General features: G+C 58.0%; 10 protein-coding genes and 1 pseudogene. 8 read left to right on the top strand and 3 right to left on the bottom strand.

Features of this window, described 5'->3' with window-relative positions; all coding sequences use genetic code 11:
• Positions 1 to 32: 32 nt before the first annotated feature.
• Positions 33 to 2054: a diguanylate cyclase gene (locus tag OM794_RS07350; RefSeq protein WP_265154413.1), complete on the bottom strand. Its 2022-nt coding sequence runs from the start codon at positions 2052 to 2054 to the stop codon at positions 33 to 35.
• Between the two features lie 267 nt (positions 2055 to 2321).
• Here OM794_RS07350 and OM794_RS07345 point away from each other — a divergent pair, with 267 nt between their 5' ends.
• From OM794_RS07345 to OM794_RS07310, 8 genes are all read left to right on the top strand, one after another.
• Positions 2322 to 4328 carry a capsular polysaccharide biosynthesis protein gene (locus OM794_RS07345; RefSeq protein ID WP_226251452.1) on the top strand — a complete coding sequence of 669 codons (2007 nt, stop codon included), beginning with the start codon at positions 2322 to 2324 and terminating at the stop codon, positions 4326 to 4328.
• A gap of 1 nt (position 4329) precedes the next feature.
• Positions 4330 to 5571 carry a capsule biosynthesis protein gene (locus OM794_RS07340; protein WP_226251453.1) on the top strand — a complete coding sequence of 414 codons (1242 nt, stop codon included), beginning with the start codon at positions 4330 to 4332 and terminating at the stop codon, positions 5569 to 5571.
• 20 nt (positions 5572 to 5591) lie between these two features.
• Positions 5592 to 6413, top strand: coding sequence for an SDR family NAD(P)-dependent oxidoreductase (locus OM794_RS07335; protein WP_226251459.1), 822 nt, complete (start codon positions 5592 to 5594; stop codon positions 6411 to 6413).
• Positions 6406 to 8031: an LTA synthase family protein gene (locus OM794_RS07330; RefSeq protein WP_226251454.1), complete on the top strand. Its 1626-nt coding sequence runs from the start codon at positions 6406 to 6408 to the stop codon at positions 8029 to 8031. Before OM794_RS07335 ends, OM794_RS07330 begins: the two co-directional genes overlap by 8 nt.
• Positions 8028 to 15479: a type I polyketide synthase gene (locus OM794_RS07325; RefSeq protein ID WP_226251455.1), complete on the top strand. Its 7452-nt coding sequence runs from the start codon at positions 8028 to 8030 to the stop codon at positions 15477 to 15479. The genes OM794_RS07330 and OM794_RS07325 overlap by 4 nt, the downstream gene beginning before the upstream one ends.
• Positions 15476 to 16801 carry an aminotransferase class I/II-fold pyridoxal phosphate-dependent enzyme gene (locus OM794_RS07320; RefSeq protein ID WP_226251456.1) on the top strand — a complete coding sequence of 442 codons (1326 nt, stop codon included), beginning with the start codon at positions 15476 to 15478 and terminating at the stop codon, positions 16799 to 16801. Before OM794_RS07325 ends, OM794_RS07320 begins: the two co-directional genes overlap by 4 nt.
• A 35-nt stretch (positions 16802 to 16836) precedes the next feature.
• Positions 16837 to 17358: a transcription/translation regulatory transformer protein RfaH gene (gene rfaH / locus OM794_RS07315; RefSeq protein WP_226251457.1), complete on the top strand. Its 522-nt coding sequence runs from the start codon at positions 16837 to 16839 to the stop codon at positions 17356 to 17358.
• Positions 17359 to 17426: 68 nt separating this feature from the next.
• The gene (locus OM794_RS07310) at positions 17427 to 17936 is read left to right on the top strand and encodes an REP-associated tyrosine transposase (protein WP_226251458.1); all 510 of its coding nucleotides are present in this window, start codon (positions 17427 to 17429) and stop codon (positions 17934 to 17936) included.
• Between the two features lie 517 nt (positions 17937 to 18453).
• Here the strand turns inward: OM794_RS07310 and OM794_RS07305 are convergent.
• Together OM794_RS07305 and OM794_RS07300 are read right to left on the bottom strand one after the other, a co-directional pair.
• Positions 18454 to 18660 carry a hypothetical protein gene (locus OM794_RS07305; protein ID WP_211593689.1) on the bottom strand — a complete coding sequence of 69 codons (207 nt, stop codon included), beginning with the start codon at positions 18658 to 18660 and terminating at the stop codon, positions 18454 to 18456.
• A 634-nt stretch (positions 18661 to 19294) separates the two neighbouring features.
• A pseudogene (locus tag OM794_RS07300) lies at positions 19295 to 20271 on the bottom strand (IS110 family transposase); the annotation flags it as partial.
• Positions 20272 to 20589: the final 318 nt, after the last annotated feature.

The following is a 20589-nucleotide window of genomic DNA, read 5'->3' as shown; positions in this document are numbered from 1 at the left end:
ATGTTTGGAACAGAACGCTCGCTTACCAGAGACTATTTAAGCTGATCAAAGAGCTCCATGACATCATCGTTGGGCATATTAACCACCACCCCATCACGCCCGTGCTCTTTGGCTTTGTAACTGCCGGCATCGGCACGCGCCAAAACATCCTCCACGCTGGTATCAATATCATCAAAGGTAGTCACACCAATACTTAAGGTGACCCTGTACTCTTTGCCTGCATGGCTGACGGAGATTTCACTGACTGATTGGCGCAGTGACTCTGCGATTTTCTTTGCCTGAGACAGCGTACAGCTGGGCAACAGCACGCCAAACTCGTCGCCCCCCTGGCGCGCCACGTGGTCACTACGACGCACGTCCCAGGCAACCACCTGGGCGATACGGCGCAACATTTCGTCGCCTAGGGCGTGGCCACCTTCGTCATTAATGGGCTTGAAGTGATCCAGATCAAACAGCAAAAGGGCTGAAGGCGTGCTGGTTTTTTGGAAGTCGGCAAATGCTTCTTCCAGGCGGCGCTCAAAGCCTCGGCGATTCAACAGGCCGGTTAAGGGATCATGCTCCGCCTCCCAGCGCTGAATGGCTTCCTGTTGACGACGCTCGGTAATATCTTTGACGACCCCCACTAAACCGAGGGTATGCCCATCCTGGGAGAGCATTACCACACGGGCATGAATATCCAGCCACAGCAGCTCATTATCACTGCGTAAGAAACGCAACTGGCGGACAAAATCGCTGCCGGTTTGCAGGCTGTGCAGCCACATATCCTTCGCACCGTCGACATCGTCAGTATGAACCTGCTTAAGCCATGTTTGCATGGGTACGTCAGTGGATATCCCCAGCATCTCCAGTAGCGCGGGGTTCATATAGGTAATATTGCCCTTCATATTGGCGACAAACATGCCCTGAGGCGCCGCATTGAGCACTGAGTCAAGAAACGCCTCGCGCTCTTGAAGGTTGCCTAGCAGCAACTGCCGCTCATCTTCCACGCGATTAAAGGTGCTCGCCACCTGCTGTAACTCTTGCATGTTGGTCGCCAAACTGATGCTCTCACGGTGCCCTAATCCCACCTCACCAATCTGCTTTTCCAAATGCTTCAAGGGTGAAAGCACGCGCCCCAGCATCCACCAAAGCAGCGGGAAAATGAGTAGCACCAGCACCACCCATGTCCACCATAGCTGCCTGATAAAATCGGCTAACGGAAGTTGCGCTTCAGAGATGGGCAAGTAAAGACCAACGACCCAACCGGCAGACCAGACCTGCGTATAGGATTGAAGCGCCATCTCCCCTTGCACAAGTTGCCCTACGGCATCCCCCTCCCAGCCATCCAGCGCCAAGTCCAACCAGGGGTTAAACTCCTTACTGGGCACAGAAGCATTAATCAATGAACTGTTTGGATGATATAAAACTTTCCCAGAGGACGTCGCAATGCCTGCATAGCCTTTTTCGCCCAGGCGTACTTTGGCTAAACGGCTAAATATCCCCCCTGAGTCCAGGCTAAGAATCCCCCCCACAAAGCCATCAAAATCGCCCTGTTCGGTGAAACGAGGCACCCCCACCAACACCATCGGCATGCCGCTCGCCCGGCCTATGAAAGGTTCGCTAACATAGGGATGGCGAATACCACGCAGCATACGAAAATACTCAAGCTCGGCGGTTTCAAGCCCTACCCTGCCAACGATAGCGGGCCAGTCGGCAATAATCCTTCCATCGCGGTTGGCCACCACAATGCCCTCGAACCATGCCATGAGGCTATCGTTCTGCCGCAGCTGGTGGCTGATCCAGCTCGCATCATCAGTGGGGCCTATCATTTCGCTTAATCGCTCTAACGCCTCAATGCGCATATCAATTTGTTGAGTGACCTCATCAGCGAGCAAGGTGGCTTCATAGCGCAGGTGCGACATATTCGCTTCCTGCACCATGGTCTTACCTAATTGCCACGCCATGCCCAGCACCAACGCGATCAGCAACAACAAGGTAAAAGAGAGCCCCAGCAGAAGCCGGCCCTTTAACGAACTGAAAGAAAATAGATTTTTTAGCAGATGGGCAAAGCGCACCGATTATCCTTTTTATGCATCCTTTACTTAACTCCAGGTTCGCCAGAGCAGTATCAACGATACAGAGAGCAAACAAACTTACCAAAAAAGTAGCAATTATGCGCGTTGAATAAACCAAACTTAAGACAATTTTTTTTTATCATGCAAATGGTTGCTGCGGGTAGAAAAAAGAGTGAGCACTTACAAAACCTGAATTGATAACCCCCTACAAATCACGTATGTTCGCCCGCCTACACCTTATCCTGTTTCCTCACCGCGACCTTATCTATGGCGAAACGAACAGCAGGTTACACATCTTCAGGTATTCGCAAGCTGGTTGCCCTGCCTGCGCTGCTGTCCGAATTTGACCAATTCACCAGAATAAGTGCACTTAAGCCCCAACCCGACGCCGTGATTGGCTGGGGATTAAAGCCCACCAGCGTCCGTGCCAGACAGTATGCCCAGCGTCGTCAGCTAGCGTACATCGCATTGGAAGATGGCTTCATACGCTCGTTAGGATTAGGCGTAAACGGATTTCAGCCGCACAGCCTGGTGGTTGATGAATGCGGTATTTATTACGACGCATCACGCCCTTCTGATTTAGAAAACTGGCTTAATACGGCCACGTTCGACGCTGAGGAGTTAGCCCAGGCGGAGCGCTGTATGGCGCTGATTGCCCACCACCGGCTCTCCAAATATAACCACGCCCCCGACCGACCTATTGACAGTAACAGCCGAGGGCGCGTGCTGGTGGTTGACCAAACCGCCGGGGATGCCTCTATTCATTACGGCGGCGCCAGCGCTAGTAGCTTCGACCAAATGCTCGAGACCGCGTTAGCAGAGCACCCGGACAGCGATATTCTGGTCAAGATCCATCCGGATGTCATCGCCGGGAAGAAACAGGGCCACCTGCTTAACGCTGCTGCTCATCCGCGCTGCCAGGTAATCGGCGAAGACCTTAACCCCTGGGCACTATTTGATCAGGTCGACCATGTCTATGTGGTCACCAGCCAGCTTGGCTTTGAGGCCCTGCTGGCCGATAAGCAGGTACACTGCTTCGGCATTCCGTTTTACGCGGGCTGGGGGCTTACCCATGACCAACTGCCCTGCCACCGCCGGCGCGTTAAACGCACATTAGTTGAGGTGTTTGCTGCCGCCTATTTGCGCTACTGCCGCTACGCCAACCCTTACACTCGGCAGTCCGCCACGCTGGAAGAGACGCTTGCCTTAATCGCCGACCAAAAGCGCCAGCAGGAGCGCTACCGGGGCAACTGGCGGGCGTGTGGTTTCTCCTCATGGAAACGGCGCTTCATTGGCGATTTTTTAGGTCCCGCTGCTCAGGTGAATTTTCAAGCCGAACTGGCAGCCAATAAACAGCCCGACGAACGGCAGTTGGTGTGGTCGAGCCGTATTGATGCTGACTTTAAACGCCAGCACGCTCAGCACATGGCCAACCTATGGCGCATGGAAGATGGCTTTATTCGCTCGGTGGGTCTGGGGGTCGATCTCACCCAGCCATTGTCACTGGTGATTGATTCCCAAGGCATCTATTACGACCCCAGCCAGCCCAGCGACTTGGAAGAGCTACTCAATAGCAGCCACTTTAGCGACGACCTGCTGCTACGCGCCCGGTATTTACGTGAAAGGTTGGTGGCGCTCAAGCTATCCAAATACAACGTGCGTGGCCAGTCAGAGGTCGAGCTGCCCCAGGATCGTTACACCATATTAGTGCCCGGCCAGGTCGAGAGCGATGCCTCAATTGCCACCGGCTCGCCGCACATCAATACCAATAGCGGGCTGTTGAACGCCGTACGTAGCGCCCATCCGGATGCCTACATCATTTACAAAGCGCATCCAGACGTATTGAGCGGTGCGCGTGTCGGGGCACTCGATACCAAAGCCAAACGCCTGTATGATCTAGATGCCAGCGACATCGACATCGCCACCCTGTTAGAGCGCGTCGATGCAGTGCATACGATGAGCTCCTTGACCGGATTTGAAGCACTTTTGCGCCAGCGAGAAGTCAGCACCTACGGGCTACCGTTTTATGCTGGCTGGGGCCTAACGCAGGATGCGCTTAGCTGCCCACGTCGTACGCGCTCACTCTCGCTGGATGCGCTGGTTGCCGGGACACTGATTCTCTACCCCGGCTATGTGGATCCAACGACCCGCCAGCTATGCAATGCTGAAACCGTCGTCAGCCTGTTGGAACAGGCAAGAAACCAAAAAAACATCCTTACATGGAAACAGCATCTCTACCGCTGTTATCGTAACTTGTTGATCGGAAGGCATTGAGTTGAAGCATCAGAAGCGTGCATTCTTATTTTTGCAGGGCGTTTGTTCACCCTTTTACCAACGCTTGGCCAAGCGTTTGGTTAACGATGGGCACCGAGTCGTTAAGGTCAACTTTAATGGGGGCGATATTGCCTATTGGCAGCGCACCCACGGTGAAAGCCACCTGTTTCGGGGCCCTACCGCTGAATTACCCGGTTATATCAAATCACTCTGGGAGCAGTACGCCATCACCGACCAGGTAGTGTTCGGTGATCGTCGCCCTGTTCATCGCCCCGCGGTCAATAATGCCGCCGCCGCAGGCGTACGCACCCACGTATTTGAAGAGGGCTACTTTCGCCCGTTCTGGATAACGCTGGAACGCGAAGGGGTTAACGGCCACTCGCTGCTGCCCCGTGACCCCAATTGGTTTTATGAGACTGGCAAAGCGCTGCCCGAGTCGCCCGCACCGGTGCGCTTCCGTTCATCTTTTAAAATTCGTGCCATACACGATGTTAGCTACCACTTGGCCGGGCTGGCCAATCCGCTGGTCGCGCCGCACTACCGCAATCACGCGCCAATCACCGCCCCCATTGAGTACGCAGGCTATCTCAAGAGATTTACCCAGCTAAAAGCCGTTTGGAAAAAACGCGATGCGGCGCGCATCAAAGCGCTGATCGAAAGCGGTCGTCCCTACTTTATGCTGCCGCTGCAGTTAAATAGCGATGCGCAAATTCGCGATCACTCCCCCTACGCCAATATGCAGGAAGTGATGGACGACGTAATGGCATCGTTCGCCAAACACGCACCCAGCGAGACACAGCTCTGCATCAAGAACCATCCTTTGGATATGGGCTTGGTCAATTACCCCAAGATCATCAAGAAGCTTGCCGAACGCCATGGCTTGCAAGGGCGCATCGTCTATCTGGAGTCGGGGGATCTCAACGCCCTGCTCAAACACGCCAGAGGAAATGTGACCGTTAACAGCACCGTGGGCATCGTGTCGCTGGAGAAAAACTGCCCCACCTATGCGCTTAGCGATCCGATCTACAATTTAGATGGACTGACCTATCAAGGCGACCTGGCAGATTTTTGGCAGCAGCCGCAGCCGCCCAACGGCGAGCTCTTTGGCTATTTTCAAAAGACCGTCATGCATGCCGTTCAGGTTAATGGAGGCTACTACTGCCAGCCCGGCATCGATTTAGCCGTGGATAACGCCGCCCGCATACTCGAAGCCTGCCCGTCGCCGCTGGAGAAGTTGCTGTGACTGATTCTGTGACAGAAACTGTGACCGTTACTGGGAAAGCGACGACGAAACAGCCGCCTAATAACCGCTGCGTCCTGATCACCGGTGCCACTGGCGCGATTGGGGGTGCCCTGGCAAGCGCCTATGCCGATCCCAGCACCCATTTGGTGCTGCACGGACGCCAGCAGGAGAAGCTAGAGACGCTTGCCACCACTTGCCGCCAACAAGGCGCCCAGGTCACCCTATCCACCATCGATCTGACCGATGACCACGCGCTGAAGGGCTGGCTGGCCGAACTCTGCGCCCAACAAGTGCCGGATATCGTGATTGCCAACGCGGGCAAGAATACCCACCCCCAAGGGCCTGATACCTTAGAGCCCTGGGCAGACGTGCAGGCGCTGCTGGATATCAACCTGAAAACCCCCATCGCCATGGTGCAACACCTGGTACCTGCCATGCAGACCCGCGGCAGCGGCCAACTGGTGCTGATCAGCTCGCTTGCCGCATGGCACGGCTTACCCACCACTCCCAGCTATAGCGCCAGCAAAGCAGGTATCAAAGCCTATGGCGAAGGGTTACGTGGTCTGCTCGCGCCTCAGGGCATTGGTGTAACGGTAGTCATGCCCGGCTATGTCACCTCCCCAATGTGCGAAGCCATGCCCGGCCCCAAGCCCTGGGAGTGGCCACCCGAACGCGCCGCCAAGGTCATTAAGCGCGGTATCACTGCCAACCGTGCACGCATCAGCTTCCCCTTCCCGCTCAATTTTGGCACCTGGTGGCTGGCGGTACTGCCCGCAGGCATTTCTCAGTGGTTGATCAAACGCCTGGGCTTTAATCACCCGGGAGACACGCCCCATGATTAGCGCGCTGATAGGGCCGCTGCTATTGGGGCTGTTGATAAGCGGCGCGTTTGAAGCCCTGCTCAGCCCGCGGCCGCGCCCTTTTTGGCAGCGCGGAGCAGCCGCCAATAGTGTCCACCTTGGCACATGGCTACTGCTTTTCGGAGTGCTGGTGCTGCTACTCCAGCGCCCGTGGTTTGCGGTGATGGTGTTTCTCTCGCTGCAACTGGTCGTCGTGCAGTCGAGCAATGCTAAATCGCATACGCTCAACGAGCCGTTTATCTGCCACGACTTTGAATACTTCTGGGACGCCATTCTCCACCCGCGCCTCTACGTACCTTTCTTCGGGGTTGGCTTGGCGATTGCCGCCAGCAGCGCCGCTGCGGTAGCGATTGGCGGCTTCTTTTACTGGGAAGGCTCACTGGTAACCAGCCAGGGTGCCAGCCGTTTTTTATCCAATGCGCTGGGGTTAATAGCAGCAGGTGCTTTTCTACTGGTATTGAGCGTGGGTAGGCTACCCTCCATTACCTTACGCCCCGCAGATGACCTACACCGCTTGGGGCTATTCGCCAGCCTGTGGGCTTACGGTGTCGCACTGATGCGCTCCCCCGTGCCTGCGCCGGAGCAATCCCCCTTTCACGCTTTAACGGCGGTGGCGAGCGCGCATCAGAGCGAGCAGCCACTGCCCAACGTAGTGCTGGTACAGAGCGAATCGTTTTTCGACCCGCGCCCCTGGTGTGCAGAAGTCAACAGCGACCTGCTCCCCCATTTTGATGCCACCCGCGCAAACGCCACCCTGCATGGCGCATTAAACGTGCCCGCCTGGGGTGCCAACACAGTGCGTACCGAATGCGCGGTATTAACCGGTATTGCACCCGGCCACTGGGGTGTTCGCCAGTTCAACCCTTACCGCACGCTTGCGCGCCATCCAATGCCCAGTTTAGCGAGCGCGCTAAAAGCGGCAGGCTACCGCACGGTGTGCGTGCACCCGTACCTGGCGAGCTTCTATTTTCGTCATAAGGTGATACCCCAATTAGGCTTTGACCACTTCATAGATATCAATGCCTTCCAGAGCAGCGATAAAAACGGTCAATACGTTAGTGACCAGGCGGTTGCACGAAAAATTGGACGGCTGCTTGAAGATGACGATAATAGACCGCTATTTGTGTTTGTTATCACCATGGAAAATCACGGCCCGCTACATTTAGAAGCACCAAACCAAGCAACGTTAGCCAATACGCTGCCCGGAGCTCCTTGGCCGTTACCCGACCACCTGCGTGATTTGGCGGTCTATTTGCAGCATTTAAGTGAATCCGACAAGATGCTAGCCAGCGTTAAAAATTCGCTAAATACTGCAAAACGACCAGGGCTGCTAGGCTGGTATGGGGATCATGTGCCGATTCTGCCACAGGCGTATACGCACTTTACGCCCCCAGATAGCCGCACCCCCTACATGATATGGTCATCGGCGGATTGGAAAGCAGCAGGCGAGCGGTTAGCAACGGCGCATTGGGAAACGACTAATGAGCCACTCGAATTAGCCGCAAACGAACTTGGTGTCCAGTTATTCAAACAGGTGTTTGGACACGATATAAGTAGCGATGTGATCAAGGTAGAACCAGAACCTCAGGAGCAAGAATGACTAAACGCGTTGCCATTATCGGCGCCGCCCATCGTTTCCCCGGCACCACCCCTGAAACGTTCTGGCAGGACCTGCAAGCCGAAAAAGATTTAGTTACCGAAGTGGCCGCCGATCGCTGGAGCCACGACGCCTTTTTACACCCGGATAAGCGCCACCCCGGCACCAGCGTGACCTTTGCCGCCGGTAGCCTGGGCGATATCAGTGGTTTTGACGCTGAGTTTTTTGGTATTTCGCCCCGCGAAGCGGCCAATATGGATCCCCAGCAGCGCATGCTCTTGGAGCTCGCCTGGGAAGCCATGGAAAACGCCAGCATTCCTCCCAGCTCGCTGCGCGGCAGCCAGTGTGGAGTATTTTTAGGCGTTGCCAGTCTCGACTACTCGTATCGCATTGCAGACGACATGGCGGCAATCGATGCCTCCACCGCCACCGGCAACACCTCCAGCATCGCCTCTAACCGATTGTCCTACGTGTTCGACCTGCATGGCCCCAGTATGTCCCTGGATACCGCCTGCTCGTCCTCTATGGTCGCCTTTCATCAGGCCTGCCAATCGATTCGCAGTGGCGAAACCACAATGGCGCTGGCGGGCGGCATCAGCCTGCACCTGCACCCCTATGGCTTTATCATCTTCTCCAAAGCCAGCATGCTTTCACCCACTGGCCGCTGTCAGGTGTTTGATGAAGCGGGCAACGGCTATGTGCGCTCGGAAGGGGCCGGCATTTTCCTACTCAAGGATTATGACCAGGCCGTCGCCGACGGCGACAACATTATTGCCGTCGTGGCAGGCTCCGCGGTCAACACCGATGGCTATAAATCCGGCCTGACCGTGCCTAACCCCAGCGCCCAAATTGACCTGATGAAGCGCGCCTACCAGCAGGCGGGCATCTCGCCGGATGAAATCGACTACCTGGAAGCCCACGGCACCGGCACCGCCGTTGGCGACCCCATTGAAACCCGCGCGATTGGTGAAGCACTCGGCCAGCAGCGTAAAACGCCGCTGCTGATTGGCTCGGTAAAGAGCAACCTGGGCCACCTGGAAACCGCCTCCGGCGTGGCGGGTTTGGCCAAGGCGCTCTACAGCATTCAGCATCGCGAAGTCCCCGCCACCATCGGCATACGTAAACTCAATCCGCGCATCAAGTTTGATGAGTGGAATATCTCGGTGGTCACCAAGGCACAGCCGCTGAAGAAGCAGGGCCGCCTGGTGATTGGCGTGAACTCCTTCGGTTTTGGCGGTGCCAACGCCCACGTTATTCTGGAAAGCCCGCCCGAGCGGGCAAAACCCGAACCACAAACGCCGGATCAACCGCTACCCCTTCGCCTTAGCGCCCGCAGTGAAGCCGCGCTTAGCCAAAGCGCTGAAGCCCTGGCTAACTTTCTGCGTGAAAACGACTTACGCGAAAACGACGGCGCCAGCTTTTACGATATCGCCTATACGCTGTTCAACCACCGCGACCAGCATAGCCACGGCGCGCTGCTGTACGCCCAAACGGCAGAAGAGGCCGCTGTGCAACTCAGCGAGTTTGCCGCCGGTGAAGCCAACAGCGTTATTACGCTGGAGCGCCTCCCCAAGGCAGTAGGCCCGGTGTTCGTTTACGATGGCAACGGCTGTCAGTGGGAAACCATGGGGCACGACCTGCTCGCCCAATCGCCGATTTTCGCTGAGGCCATTGACCGCGTCGACGCCCTCTTTCAGCAGTACGGTGATTTCTCACTGCGTGCCGAGCTCGAAGGTCGTAATGGTCAAAGTGAGGAGAACCGCTTCGGCTTAACCGAGATCGCCCAGCCGGCGCTGTTTGCCCTGCAAGTGGCATTAACCGAGTGGCTTTACGAACAAGGCATCACACCCACGGCGGTATTTGGCCACAGCGTCGGTGAAGTAGCCGCCGCCTGGGCCAGTGGCGCATTAAGCCTGGAAGATGCGGTGAAAGTGATTTACTACCGCAGCGACTACCAGGGCAAAACCCGTGGCCAAGGCGAAATGACCGCCGTGGCCATGAGCGCCGACGACATCGCCGCGTGGCTCGATAAGCCCGAGTTCAATCAGGTTTGCCTGGCCGGCATTAACAGCCCGAAAGGTATTACGCTAGCAGGCGACAGCCAGCAGCTCGGCGCCCTGGAAGCAGCCCTGAGCGAGCAGGATATCTTTGCCAAGCGTCTCCCCCTGGACTACGCCTTCCACAGCCCGGCGATGGACAGCATTGAAGCCGGGGTTATTGACGCGTTGGCGGACATTACCCCACGGCCCACGCAGATCCCCTACTACTCCACCGTGACCGGCGCGCTAAGTGACGGTCTTGAGTTGGATGCCACCTACTGGTGGAAAAATATTCGTGAGCCGGTGCTGTTTGAAGCCGCCGCCAGCGCGCTGATCGAGCAAGGCCATAACGTATTTGTAGAAATGGGTGCCCACCCCATACTGCGCCGATACCTTAATGAGTCACTCCGCCAGTTGGAGCGCCCGGGGCTGGTGTTTGGCACCATCGAGCGCCATAAGCCGGGCCTTGAGGGTTTGCAGCGCTGCTTAAGTCAAGTGCTGTTAAGCGGTCTTGCTGTGGGCAGCCGCTACTTCCCTGTGGAAGGGCAGCGCGTACCGTTACCCCGCTATGCCTGGCAGCGTAGTCACCACTGGGTACACGGCACCAGTGACAGCCAAGGCCTGCTTTCTCGCTACTACCAGCACCCGCTGCTGGGCTACCCGTTAGCCCAGCACGAACACACCTGGGAGAGCCAACTCGACACCCAGCGTCAGCCCTGGCTGGCTGACCACGTGGTGGGTGAAGGCGCGGTGTTCCCCGGTGCGGGGTTTGTAGAGCTAACGCTAGCGGCGGCGCTGCAGCTAAAAGACTCCCCACTACTGGATATCGAAGAGCTGGAAATCCGCGCCCCGCTGCTGCTGGATGGCCCCCATGGTCGCACCATGCGGTTGGCCTACTTGCCGGAAGATGGCCGCCTGGAGATCCACTCCCGCGAGCCAGCCACCGGGGTTGAGTGGCAGTTGAATGCCGTGGCGCGCACCATGCGTGAAAGCCGTGGCTTTTTACTCAATCGCAAAGCCCCTGCACTGCCCGCCCGTGCACCGGATTACACGCTGGCAGACCATCTGGAGATGGCCGAGCGTATTGGGCTGCACTACGGCCCCGCCTTCCAGGCGATTTCCCAGGGCTGGATTGAAGGCGATGCGGTGATTGGGGAAATCGCCCTTTCGGATGAAGTCCAGGCGCAGCTCAGCACGTTGCACGTGCACCCCGGCATTCTGGATAGCGCTTTCCAGATGTTTATCCCGCTGCTGGCCCAGCACAGCGAGTTTGCTTCCCAGCTTGCCTTTGTGCCGGTGCGCGTGGAGCGCATTCAAGTCAATACCCAGGCAGGCGTGCCGGTTCTCGCCCGCGCCGTGATGGGCAAGCGCGCGCCGCACTCCTTCACCGCTGATTTCGAGCTGTATGATGCCGCCGGAAATGCGGTCGCTGTGTTGAGCAAAACCCGCTTCAAAGCGATTCGTCTCAACCGCGCCCATCACCAGCACTTCAGCTATTTGGACGTGGAACTCACGCCAGCGCCACTGCAGGCAGAGCCGCTGGCGCTGCCCGCCGATGCGCTCGCCCGCCTGGCCGATATCGCCAGCGCTTACGGCGAAAGCACCGGCCAGCGTTACGGCAACGAAGTCGCCCCGCTGCTCGACACCCTCAGCGCAGCCTTCGCCCAGCAGAGCCTCGCTGTCGATAGCGAAGCAACCCAACACTCGCCAGACGTTATCTGGCAACTGCTGGTGCAGGACTACCCCGACTACTTTGCGCCCATTCACTTGGTAGGCCGATTAGGGCTTCACCAACAGGCGCTGCGAAGCGGCACGAGTGACCTGGAAACCCTGGGTATTAGCCACGACCACTTGGCGCGCTTAAACCGTGTGCTGGTAGGTGAAAGCGGCTGGCAGGCACTGGCAGGCAAGTTAGCCGAGCTAATCGATACCCTGATCGCCGAACTCCCAAGTGGACAGCGCTTGCAACTGCTGGAAGCAGGCCCCAGCGCGCCAGCGTTAGGCGAACGCCTGCTGGAACGCAGCGCCCAGGCGCTTTACCACGACCTTACCCACTACCGCGTGATCACCACCCTCGATAGCACGCGCCATCAGGCGGAACAGTTGCAAGAGCGCTTCCCGCTGATGGATATGCAGCATTTAGACCAAAACGAGTTTGCTGCGTTAGCCGCCCCCAGCGACGTTGAAAAAGCCCAATTGGCATTCGTCAGCGTGGATATCACCCACCCGGCCGCAACGCGTCAGTTGATTGAAGCCTTACCTGAACAGCTAGCTCCCGGTGCCCAGGTGATGCTGATCGGCATCGCCCCCAGCCGCTGGCTGGATGATCTGCTGGCCACGCCCGGCATCGATCAAACCGCGCTGGAGCAAGAGGCCCTTATCGGCTGGCTAAACGACCAGGGCTTTATGGTCTCCGAACCGATGGCGCTGGAAGAGAGCGAAAGCGGTGCCTACCTGCTCCACGCTCACTACCCGTTTGATACCGCCACCAGCGCATCAAACACCACTCAGCGGCGCCATTTGGTGGTCGCGGATGACCACAGCGAAGCGCTCGCCGCCAGCCTGGTCGAAGCGCTGCGATCACTAGACGCCCCGGCCCTGCTCAGCCTCAGCCAAGGCACACCCGCCGAGCTGCTTGAACACGCTTTAACCCAGCCAGCGCTCGCCCAACCTGAAATGGGTGAGCATGGAGAGCTACCGCTCAATGTCATCGACCTGCGTGGCCTCGGCGCCAGCAGCACCGAGGCGCAAACCGCACGCTGTGAGCACGCGCTACAGTGGACGCTGGCCCTGGAGCAGCACTCACTCGCCGCCTCCCTGTGGCTGGTCACCAACGGCCTTAGCGCGCTGTGGCAGGCAACACCCGCCTCTGGCCTTAGCGATAGCGAAGCCCTTAGCGATAGCGAAGCCCTTAGCGAGATAGAAGCCCCTGGCGATGCCGCCCTGTGGGGCTTTGGCCGCTCACTGGCCAACGAGGCCGTCGGCCATAGCGTCTACCTGCTGGATGTACCGGCGACGATGAGCGAATCTGCGCTACAGGCCTGGGCGCAGCTGCTGGCTCAACCGGATAGCGAAAACGAAGCGCTGATTGATGATCAGGGCCATCGTTTTGCGACCCGACTGCGCACGCTACCGGCACCCCGCCCGGCAGCAGAGGATCAAGGCAGACCCTCGCACCAAGCGATGACGCTGGGCTTCTCCATGCCTGGACAGTTGCGCCAATTAACCTGGCGCCCGCGTCCGCTACCGGAAGCCGATTCCGATGAGGTGGTCATTCGTGTTAAAGCCACCGGGCTCAACTTCCGCGATGTGATGTACACCCTCGGCCTGCTCTCCGACGAAGCGATCGAGAACGGCTTTGCCGGGCCGACCCTGGGCCTTGAGTTTTCGGGCGTGGTGGAAAGCGTGGGTAGCAACGTCACCCATGTGACGCCAGGGCAAGCCGTGGTGGGCTTCGGGCCCGCCAGCTTCAGCGATAAGGTCATCGCCAGCCAGCACGCGGTGGCACCGCTGCCAGAGGGCATTAGCTTTGCCGCGGCGGCCACGATTCCGACCACCTTCTTCACGGTCTACTACGCGCTCAAGCACCTGGCGCGGGTCGAGCCTGGCGAGAAAGTGCTGATTCACGGCGCCGCTGGCGGTGTAGGCATCGCCGCACTGCAAATTGCCCAGTGGCTGGGGGCGGAAATCTACGCCACGGTAGGCTCCGAAGAGAAGCGCGACTTCCTGCGTTTGATGGGTATCGAGCGGCTTTACGACTCACGCTCGCTCACCTTCGCCGAAGAGATCCTCGAAGATACCCAAGGCGAAGGCGTCGATGTAGTGCTTAACTCACTCGCTGGGGAAGCGATCAACCAGAACCTGCGCGCCCTGCGCCCATTCGGCCGCTTCCTGGAGCTGGGTAAACGCGACTTCTACGAAAACACCCATATAGGCCTGCGCCCGTTCCGCAACAACCTCAGCTACTTCGGTATCGACTCCGACCAGCTAATGAAGGTGCAGCCCGCCCTTACCCAGCGCCTGTTTGGCGAGATGATGGCGCTGTTTAACGACGGCACCCTCAGCCCGCTGCCGTTTACCTCGTTCAGCCACACCCAGGTCATCGACGCCTTCCGCTACATGCAGCAGGCGCGCCAGATCGGCAAGGTCGTGGTGACTTACGAGCAGCCTATCGCGCCGCCGAAAAACGACGTGCTAGGTACCGCAACGATGCAGCTCTCCGCGGATGCCAGCTACCTGGTCACCGGCGGCCTGGGTGGTTTTGGGTTAAGAACCGCCCAATGGCTGGTCGATAAAGGCGCACGGCAGCTGATTCTGCTCAGCCGCAGTGGCCCCGCCAGTGAAGAGGCCCAGGCAGCGATAACGGCGTTTGAACAGCAAGGGGTTACAGTACTTGCCGCCGCCTGCGATATTACCGACCGTGGGGCGCTGGCCGATGTACTTGAGCGCGCCAAGGGTGAACTGGCACCGCTGCGGGGCATCGTGCACGCCGCCACGGTGATCGATGACGGCTTGATCCGCAACCTGGACGCCGAACGCATTCAGAAAGTGCTAGCGCCTAAAATCGACGGTGCCCGCCACCTGGACGCACTCACCCGCGAGGCCGAGCTGGACTTCTTCGTGCTTTACTCGTCGGCCACTACGCTGTTCGGCAACCCTGGCCAGGCCAACTACGTCGCCGCCAACCACTGGCTGGAAGCATTTGCCGCCAGCCGCCGCGCTGCGGGCTTACCGGCCACCTGCGTACGCTGGGGCGCCATTGAAGATGTCGGCTTCCTGGCTCGCAACACCCGTACACGGGATGCACTGCAAGAGCGCCTGGGCGGCTCCGCGCTGCGCTCGGAGGACGCGCTGAAAGTACTCGAACAGATGCTGCTGACCCCAGGGCCAAGCCTGGGCGTGCTGGAACTGGAGTGGAGCGCGCTTGCCCGCTTCTTACCGACGGCTGAAGCACCGCGCTTTAACGAAATTGCCCGCGCCAGCGACGACGATGGCAGCCGGGATGCCGACGACGACATCAGCGCCCTACTGGCCGACCTATCGCCGGAGGAACTGCACAGCACCGTCACCGACCTGCTGCGCGCCGAACTGGCCAGCATCCTGCTGATTGATGAAGAGAAGCTCGATATTCACCGTTCGGTCTACGATATGGGCTTTGACTCCCTGATGGGCGTTGAGCTAATGACCGCTATCGAGAACCGCTTAGGCGTTCAGGTGTCAGTCATGGTGCTCAGTGAAGCATCCACCCTCGACAAGCTGGCGGGCGTACTGATTCAGAAAATGCATCAGCACGACGATGTTGAAGACGCTCCGCAAGATGCGATAGCCTCGCTGGCCGCACAACACGGGGCGGAAGGCTTCACCACTGAGCCTGCGTCTGCCTCTTCATCACCCGCGACTGAGACACCATGACCGCCAAGCGCTCTGAACTGAAACAGCAACTGTTGGAACAAGCACGCAGGCGTACCGCGCCGCGTGCTGCCAGCGCCGCCGCACCGTCATCCAACGGGCAAGGAACTGAACAGCGAACAGTGCCCGAGCGCTTCACGCGCTTTGATGCCCAGCCCGGCTACCAGCAAATTGCCATGATGCGCCAGGCCGCCGACCAGTTAGGCTTGGTCGACCCATTCTTCAAGGTGCACGAAGGCACCGCCGGGGCGACCAGCGTGATCAATGGGCAGACCTGCATCAACTTTGCCAGCTACAACTACCTCGGCTTCTCAGGTGACCCGCGCATCAATCAGGCCGCCTGCGATGCTGTGGCGCGTTACGGCACCTCGGTCTCCGCCAGTCGCGTGGTCTCCGGCGAACGGCCCATTCATCAGGAGTTGGAACAGGCACTGGCCACCGCCTACAACGTTGAAGACGCCGTGGTGTTTGTCAGTGGTCACGCCACCAATGTCTCCACCCTGGGCCACCTGCTGGGCCCCAAGGATTTAGTGCTCCACGACGAGTATATCCACAACAGCTCGCTGGTCGGGGCGCAGCTTTCCGGTGCCAAGCGCATGTCGTTTAGCCATAACGACCCTGCCGCTCTGGAAGCCCTGCTGGCCCGTCATCGGCATCAGTTTGAACGCGTGCTGGTGGTGATCGAAGGGCTCTACAGCATGGACGGCGACATCCCGGAGCTGCCCCGTTTTATCGAGCTCAAGCAGCGCTACCAGTCCTGGCTGATGGTCGATGAAGCTCACTCCTTTGGTGTCATGGGCGACACTGGCCTGGGACTGCGCGAGTATTTTGATATCGACCCGCGTGACGTGGATATCTGGATGGGCACCATGAGTAAAGCCATGGCAGGCTGCGGCGGTTATATCGCCGGCAGCAAGCCACTGGTGGAAACGCTGCGCTACCTGGCTCCCGGCTTTCTCTACAGCGTGGGCATGCCCGCCCAGGTCGCCGCCCCTTCGCTGGCCGCGCTGCAATTGATGCAGCAAGAGCCCGAACGGGTAGAACGCCTGCACGCCATCTCCCGCTACTTCCTCGAGCAGGCCACTGCCCGCGGGTTAGATACCGGCAAAAGCGTCGGCGCCGCGGTCGTACCGGTGATTATTGGCAGCTCCGCGTCGGCGGCCCGGCTCTCCAACGCCCTGTTGGAACAGCACATCAACGTGCAGCCGATTCTGCACCCGGCGGTACCCGAAAAAAGCGCACGGTTACGCTTCTTTCTCTCCTGCGATCACACCCAGGCGCACATTGATCAGACCCTTGATGCGCTCACCACGCTACTGCCATAATTTTGTAACGCTTTCCCAGACGCAAGGATGATGGCATGGATGTTTGCAATGACCAGGAGGGCGCAGCAGCGCCCGCCTGGTACGTTATTCAGTGTAAAGGGGGCGAATCATTTCGCGCTGCCGAGCACCTCGCCAACCAAGGTTTTGAGGTGTTTCATCCTGTCCTGAATAGCCAACGCAAGCGTCAAGGCAAGCTCACTACGGTGACCGAACCACTCTTCCCCTACTACCTGTTTATCTGCCTGGATCAGCTTGTCAGCAACTGGCGGCCAATTCGCTCCACCCGCGGCGTGCTGCGCCTGCTCACCTTTGGCGACAGGCCCGTCTCAGTGCCTTCGCAGCTCGTCGAAACCCTGCGCGCCCAGCCGCACAGCAAGGAAGGCATTCACACCTACTTCAACGCCGGCGAGAAAGTCACCATCACCGACGGCCCCTTCAAAAACCTGGAAGCCATCTTCACCCGCTGTAAAGGCGAAGAGCGCGCCATCGTGCTGCTCAATGTGCTCAACCGGCCCCAGCATCTGGAAATACCGCTCGATACGTTAAGCAAGTCATAGCCCCCACAACCCATAACGATGCGCTACACTAGGCCTTCATAACCCAATCATTCTGCATGGAGGCAAGGGTGGCAACCTATCGACGCGCGCATGTTCCTGGCGGCTGCTACTTTTTTACCGTCGTCACCTACGCACGACAACCACTACTGGCGGATCGTCTTAATATTGATGCCCTAGGACGCGCCTTTCGTAGAGTTCGAGAAGAGCAGCCTTTCGCAATGGATGCGTTCGTACTGCTCCCAGACCACCTCCACTGCCTGTGGAGATTGCCTGAAGGCGACGCCGACTACTCCTCACGCTGGCGGGATATCAAAAAATACGCCTCACAGGAATTCTTCTTTCCACCCGGCACCCATAACGCCTGGCAGCGCGGCTTCTGGGAACACGTCATTCGCGACGAAAACGACTGGCAACGCCATATGGATTACATCCACTACAACCCCGTCAAACACGGCTGGACGAAAGCCCCACGGGACTGGGAGTGGTCAAGCTTTCAACAATGCGTTCAAAAAGGCTGGTACGACCCCGACTGGGGCACACAACAAGCCCCCGATGTCGCCAATATGGATTGGGAATAAAAGTGGAAACGCATTCAAGTGGCTGCACCCGCGGGAGGCGGCGGAACGACGCCCAGTGGCACCGAACCATCATCGCCTACACGGGCCAACCCCGGCACCGCTGCGCGCTGCTCCCACGGGTGCGCTTCGCTTACCACGCGCTACTAAATCTCGCGTGCACATGGAAATGGGGATTCCAGAAGAGTGCTCAACAGCAATCAAAATACCGACAGAAATCCTGATGGAGTTGTTGGAAGCGTACGGCTGTTAAAGAACCATACTTCTTCACAACAACCTATTTTGAAATGACAAATGTTTTTCTTACCATAACTTTAGAACGCTTTGGCAGACCACCTTCTTCTAAATCAGCTTCTTCAAGCAGCGATTCATCATTATGCAGTCTATGTAATTGGCTACTGACAGGAACCCCGACAAAAATCATCAAAAGGCAGGTTATCCCTAAAAACAATCACGGGCCTGAGTTTCCGCTGTTTAGAGTCGGAAAAGTAGAACTCGCACAATACGAGTTCACCTCGACTCACTTCCATACTGCGTCCTCAACTGCACTGCTCCATTCATCTACCAATCCAGCAGAGTGTTCAGAAAATGCTCGTAGATCCGAGCTTTCGGAATCATCTTCCAGCAAGATAACAACACGCGCATGCGTATTAGCAAACGCTTTATACTCATCAGGAATATTGACCACACCATCCTGGATATCGGTTTCAAATTCAATCGCGTACATCGTATCCTCCTAACCCCCTCACATCTTGGTTAATCATTGGACACCCTTTTTACAATAAATTCGAGTATTACCACACCCCGTAGCGCGTGGTAACGAAGAACGCGAGTTCAGCGAGCGTTTGTAGGCACCCGCGGGAGGCGTCGGAACGACGCCCAGTGGCACCGAACCATCATCGCCTACACGGGCCAACCCCGGCACCGCTGCGCGCTGCTTTCGCGGGTGCGCCCGAGGCTTACCACGCGCTACTCAATCTCGCATGCACATGCAGGTGGGGATGCCACCGGAATCGAGCGAGCACCCGTAGCGCGTATATGGACTCCTCCTCGCTTGCAAGCACAAAAGGTCATAGCGGCACGGTCGACTGCTAGCGTATATCCGGTCTCGTAAAAGATGCCTAACGTGTGGGCATCGGACCTTAATGGGCTATTCGCACGCCGGGTACCCGCAGGGTAAACGAGCTTTCATGCTCTACGCGCTACACGGTATGGCCTGGCGTCGGTTCGACCAGTTCGCCATCTCTTGTGGTGTTGCAATCGGGGTGGTGGGAACACTGGTTAAATGTTTCTGACCACGTCGCCCGCTTACGCCGCGGCAGCCAACTCAGGGTTATACGGCACCTCGTAACGCGTGACGGCCACGCCATACGCGCTGTCTTGTTGGCTAGCGCCACAATCGCCACGTTACGATGTTTGCGCACGGCAAGATGCTTGATCCACTGACTAAGCTCTGTCTTCTTGCCTGACGGCAAAACGCAGCACCGCTCGTGCGCCATGTACCAACAGCTTTCGTAGATAACTGTTGCCACGCTTACTAATCCCCAACAGGCGCTCTCGTCCGCCCGTGCTGTGTTGACGCGGGGTCAGCCCTAACGAGGCGGCAAAGTCGCGTCCTCGCTTGTAAATAGCGCCGTCACCCAGCACACCCGATAAGGCACTGGCGGTGATGGGGCCAATGCCGCGCAGGGTCATTAAGCGTTTGGCGACGGGTCAGTGTTGGCGTGCGTTTCAATGGCAGACGTTAATTGCGCAACGCGCTCGTCTAAATAACGGAGGTCATCCGCTGTCGGCCAGAAGGCAGCGAAAGCGGTCACTGAGCCCATTGGTGGCATCCTCCAGCCAAAGAGGCAGCGCCCGCCGTAACTGCTGGATACCGGTGGGTGCAGTAAACCCATACTCACCGACGAGGCCACGGATTTGATTGGCCTTCGCCGTGCGCTGGCTAATCAGCTCTTCACGGATCCGGTGGGTGGCTTGGCAGTCCTGTTGATCAACGTTTTACGGCCACGAAGCGCATCGTAGGACGGCCTAATGCTTCACAAATCGCTTCAGCATCTGCCCGATCATTTTTATTCGTTTTAACGTAAGGCTTCACGAATTGGGCGGCGATCAGCTTGACCTGGTAACCACGCGCTTGAAGTTCACGTGCCCAGTAGTGGGCAGACGCACAGGCTTCCATGCCGATGACAGCCCCTTGGGGCACACGGCGCGAGATAGCTTCCAAACCACTTGGCCCGGAATATTTACCCCGCCATTGAGGCTTCATGCCGGTCAACGCCATGTACGTGGAAAGACAGACTTTTGCGATATCCACACCAACTCGGCTAATGTTCATATGGGCTTCTCCTGACTCTCAAGCTGATAGTTTTCCAACCACCTACCAGTATGGCGCACTGACGCCGGAGTAGGGTGAGGAGGAGTCCATCCCATTGGGTAAGCCTACGGCGCACCCGCGGGAGCAGCGCGCAGCGGTGCCGGGGTTGGCCCATGTAGGCGGTGATGGTTGGTTGCCACAGGGCGTCGTTCCGACGCCTCCCGCGGGTGCCTCATTCGCTCGTGCCTCGCGAGATTCGTTACCACGCGCTGCGATAATCACTCGATTTCGGTGGCGTGATGACGTGCACACTTCCTTGGCATCCCCACCTGCATGTGC

Source organism: Halomonas sp. BDJS001 (assembly GCF_026104355.1).
Taxonomy (GTDB): Bacteria; Pseudomonadota; Gammaproteobacteria; order Pseudomonadales; family Halomonadaceae; genus Vreelandella.
The sequence above is the reverse complement of the archived record's forward strand: the minus strand, read 5'-3'. Positions and strand labels throughout refer to the sequence as shown.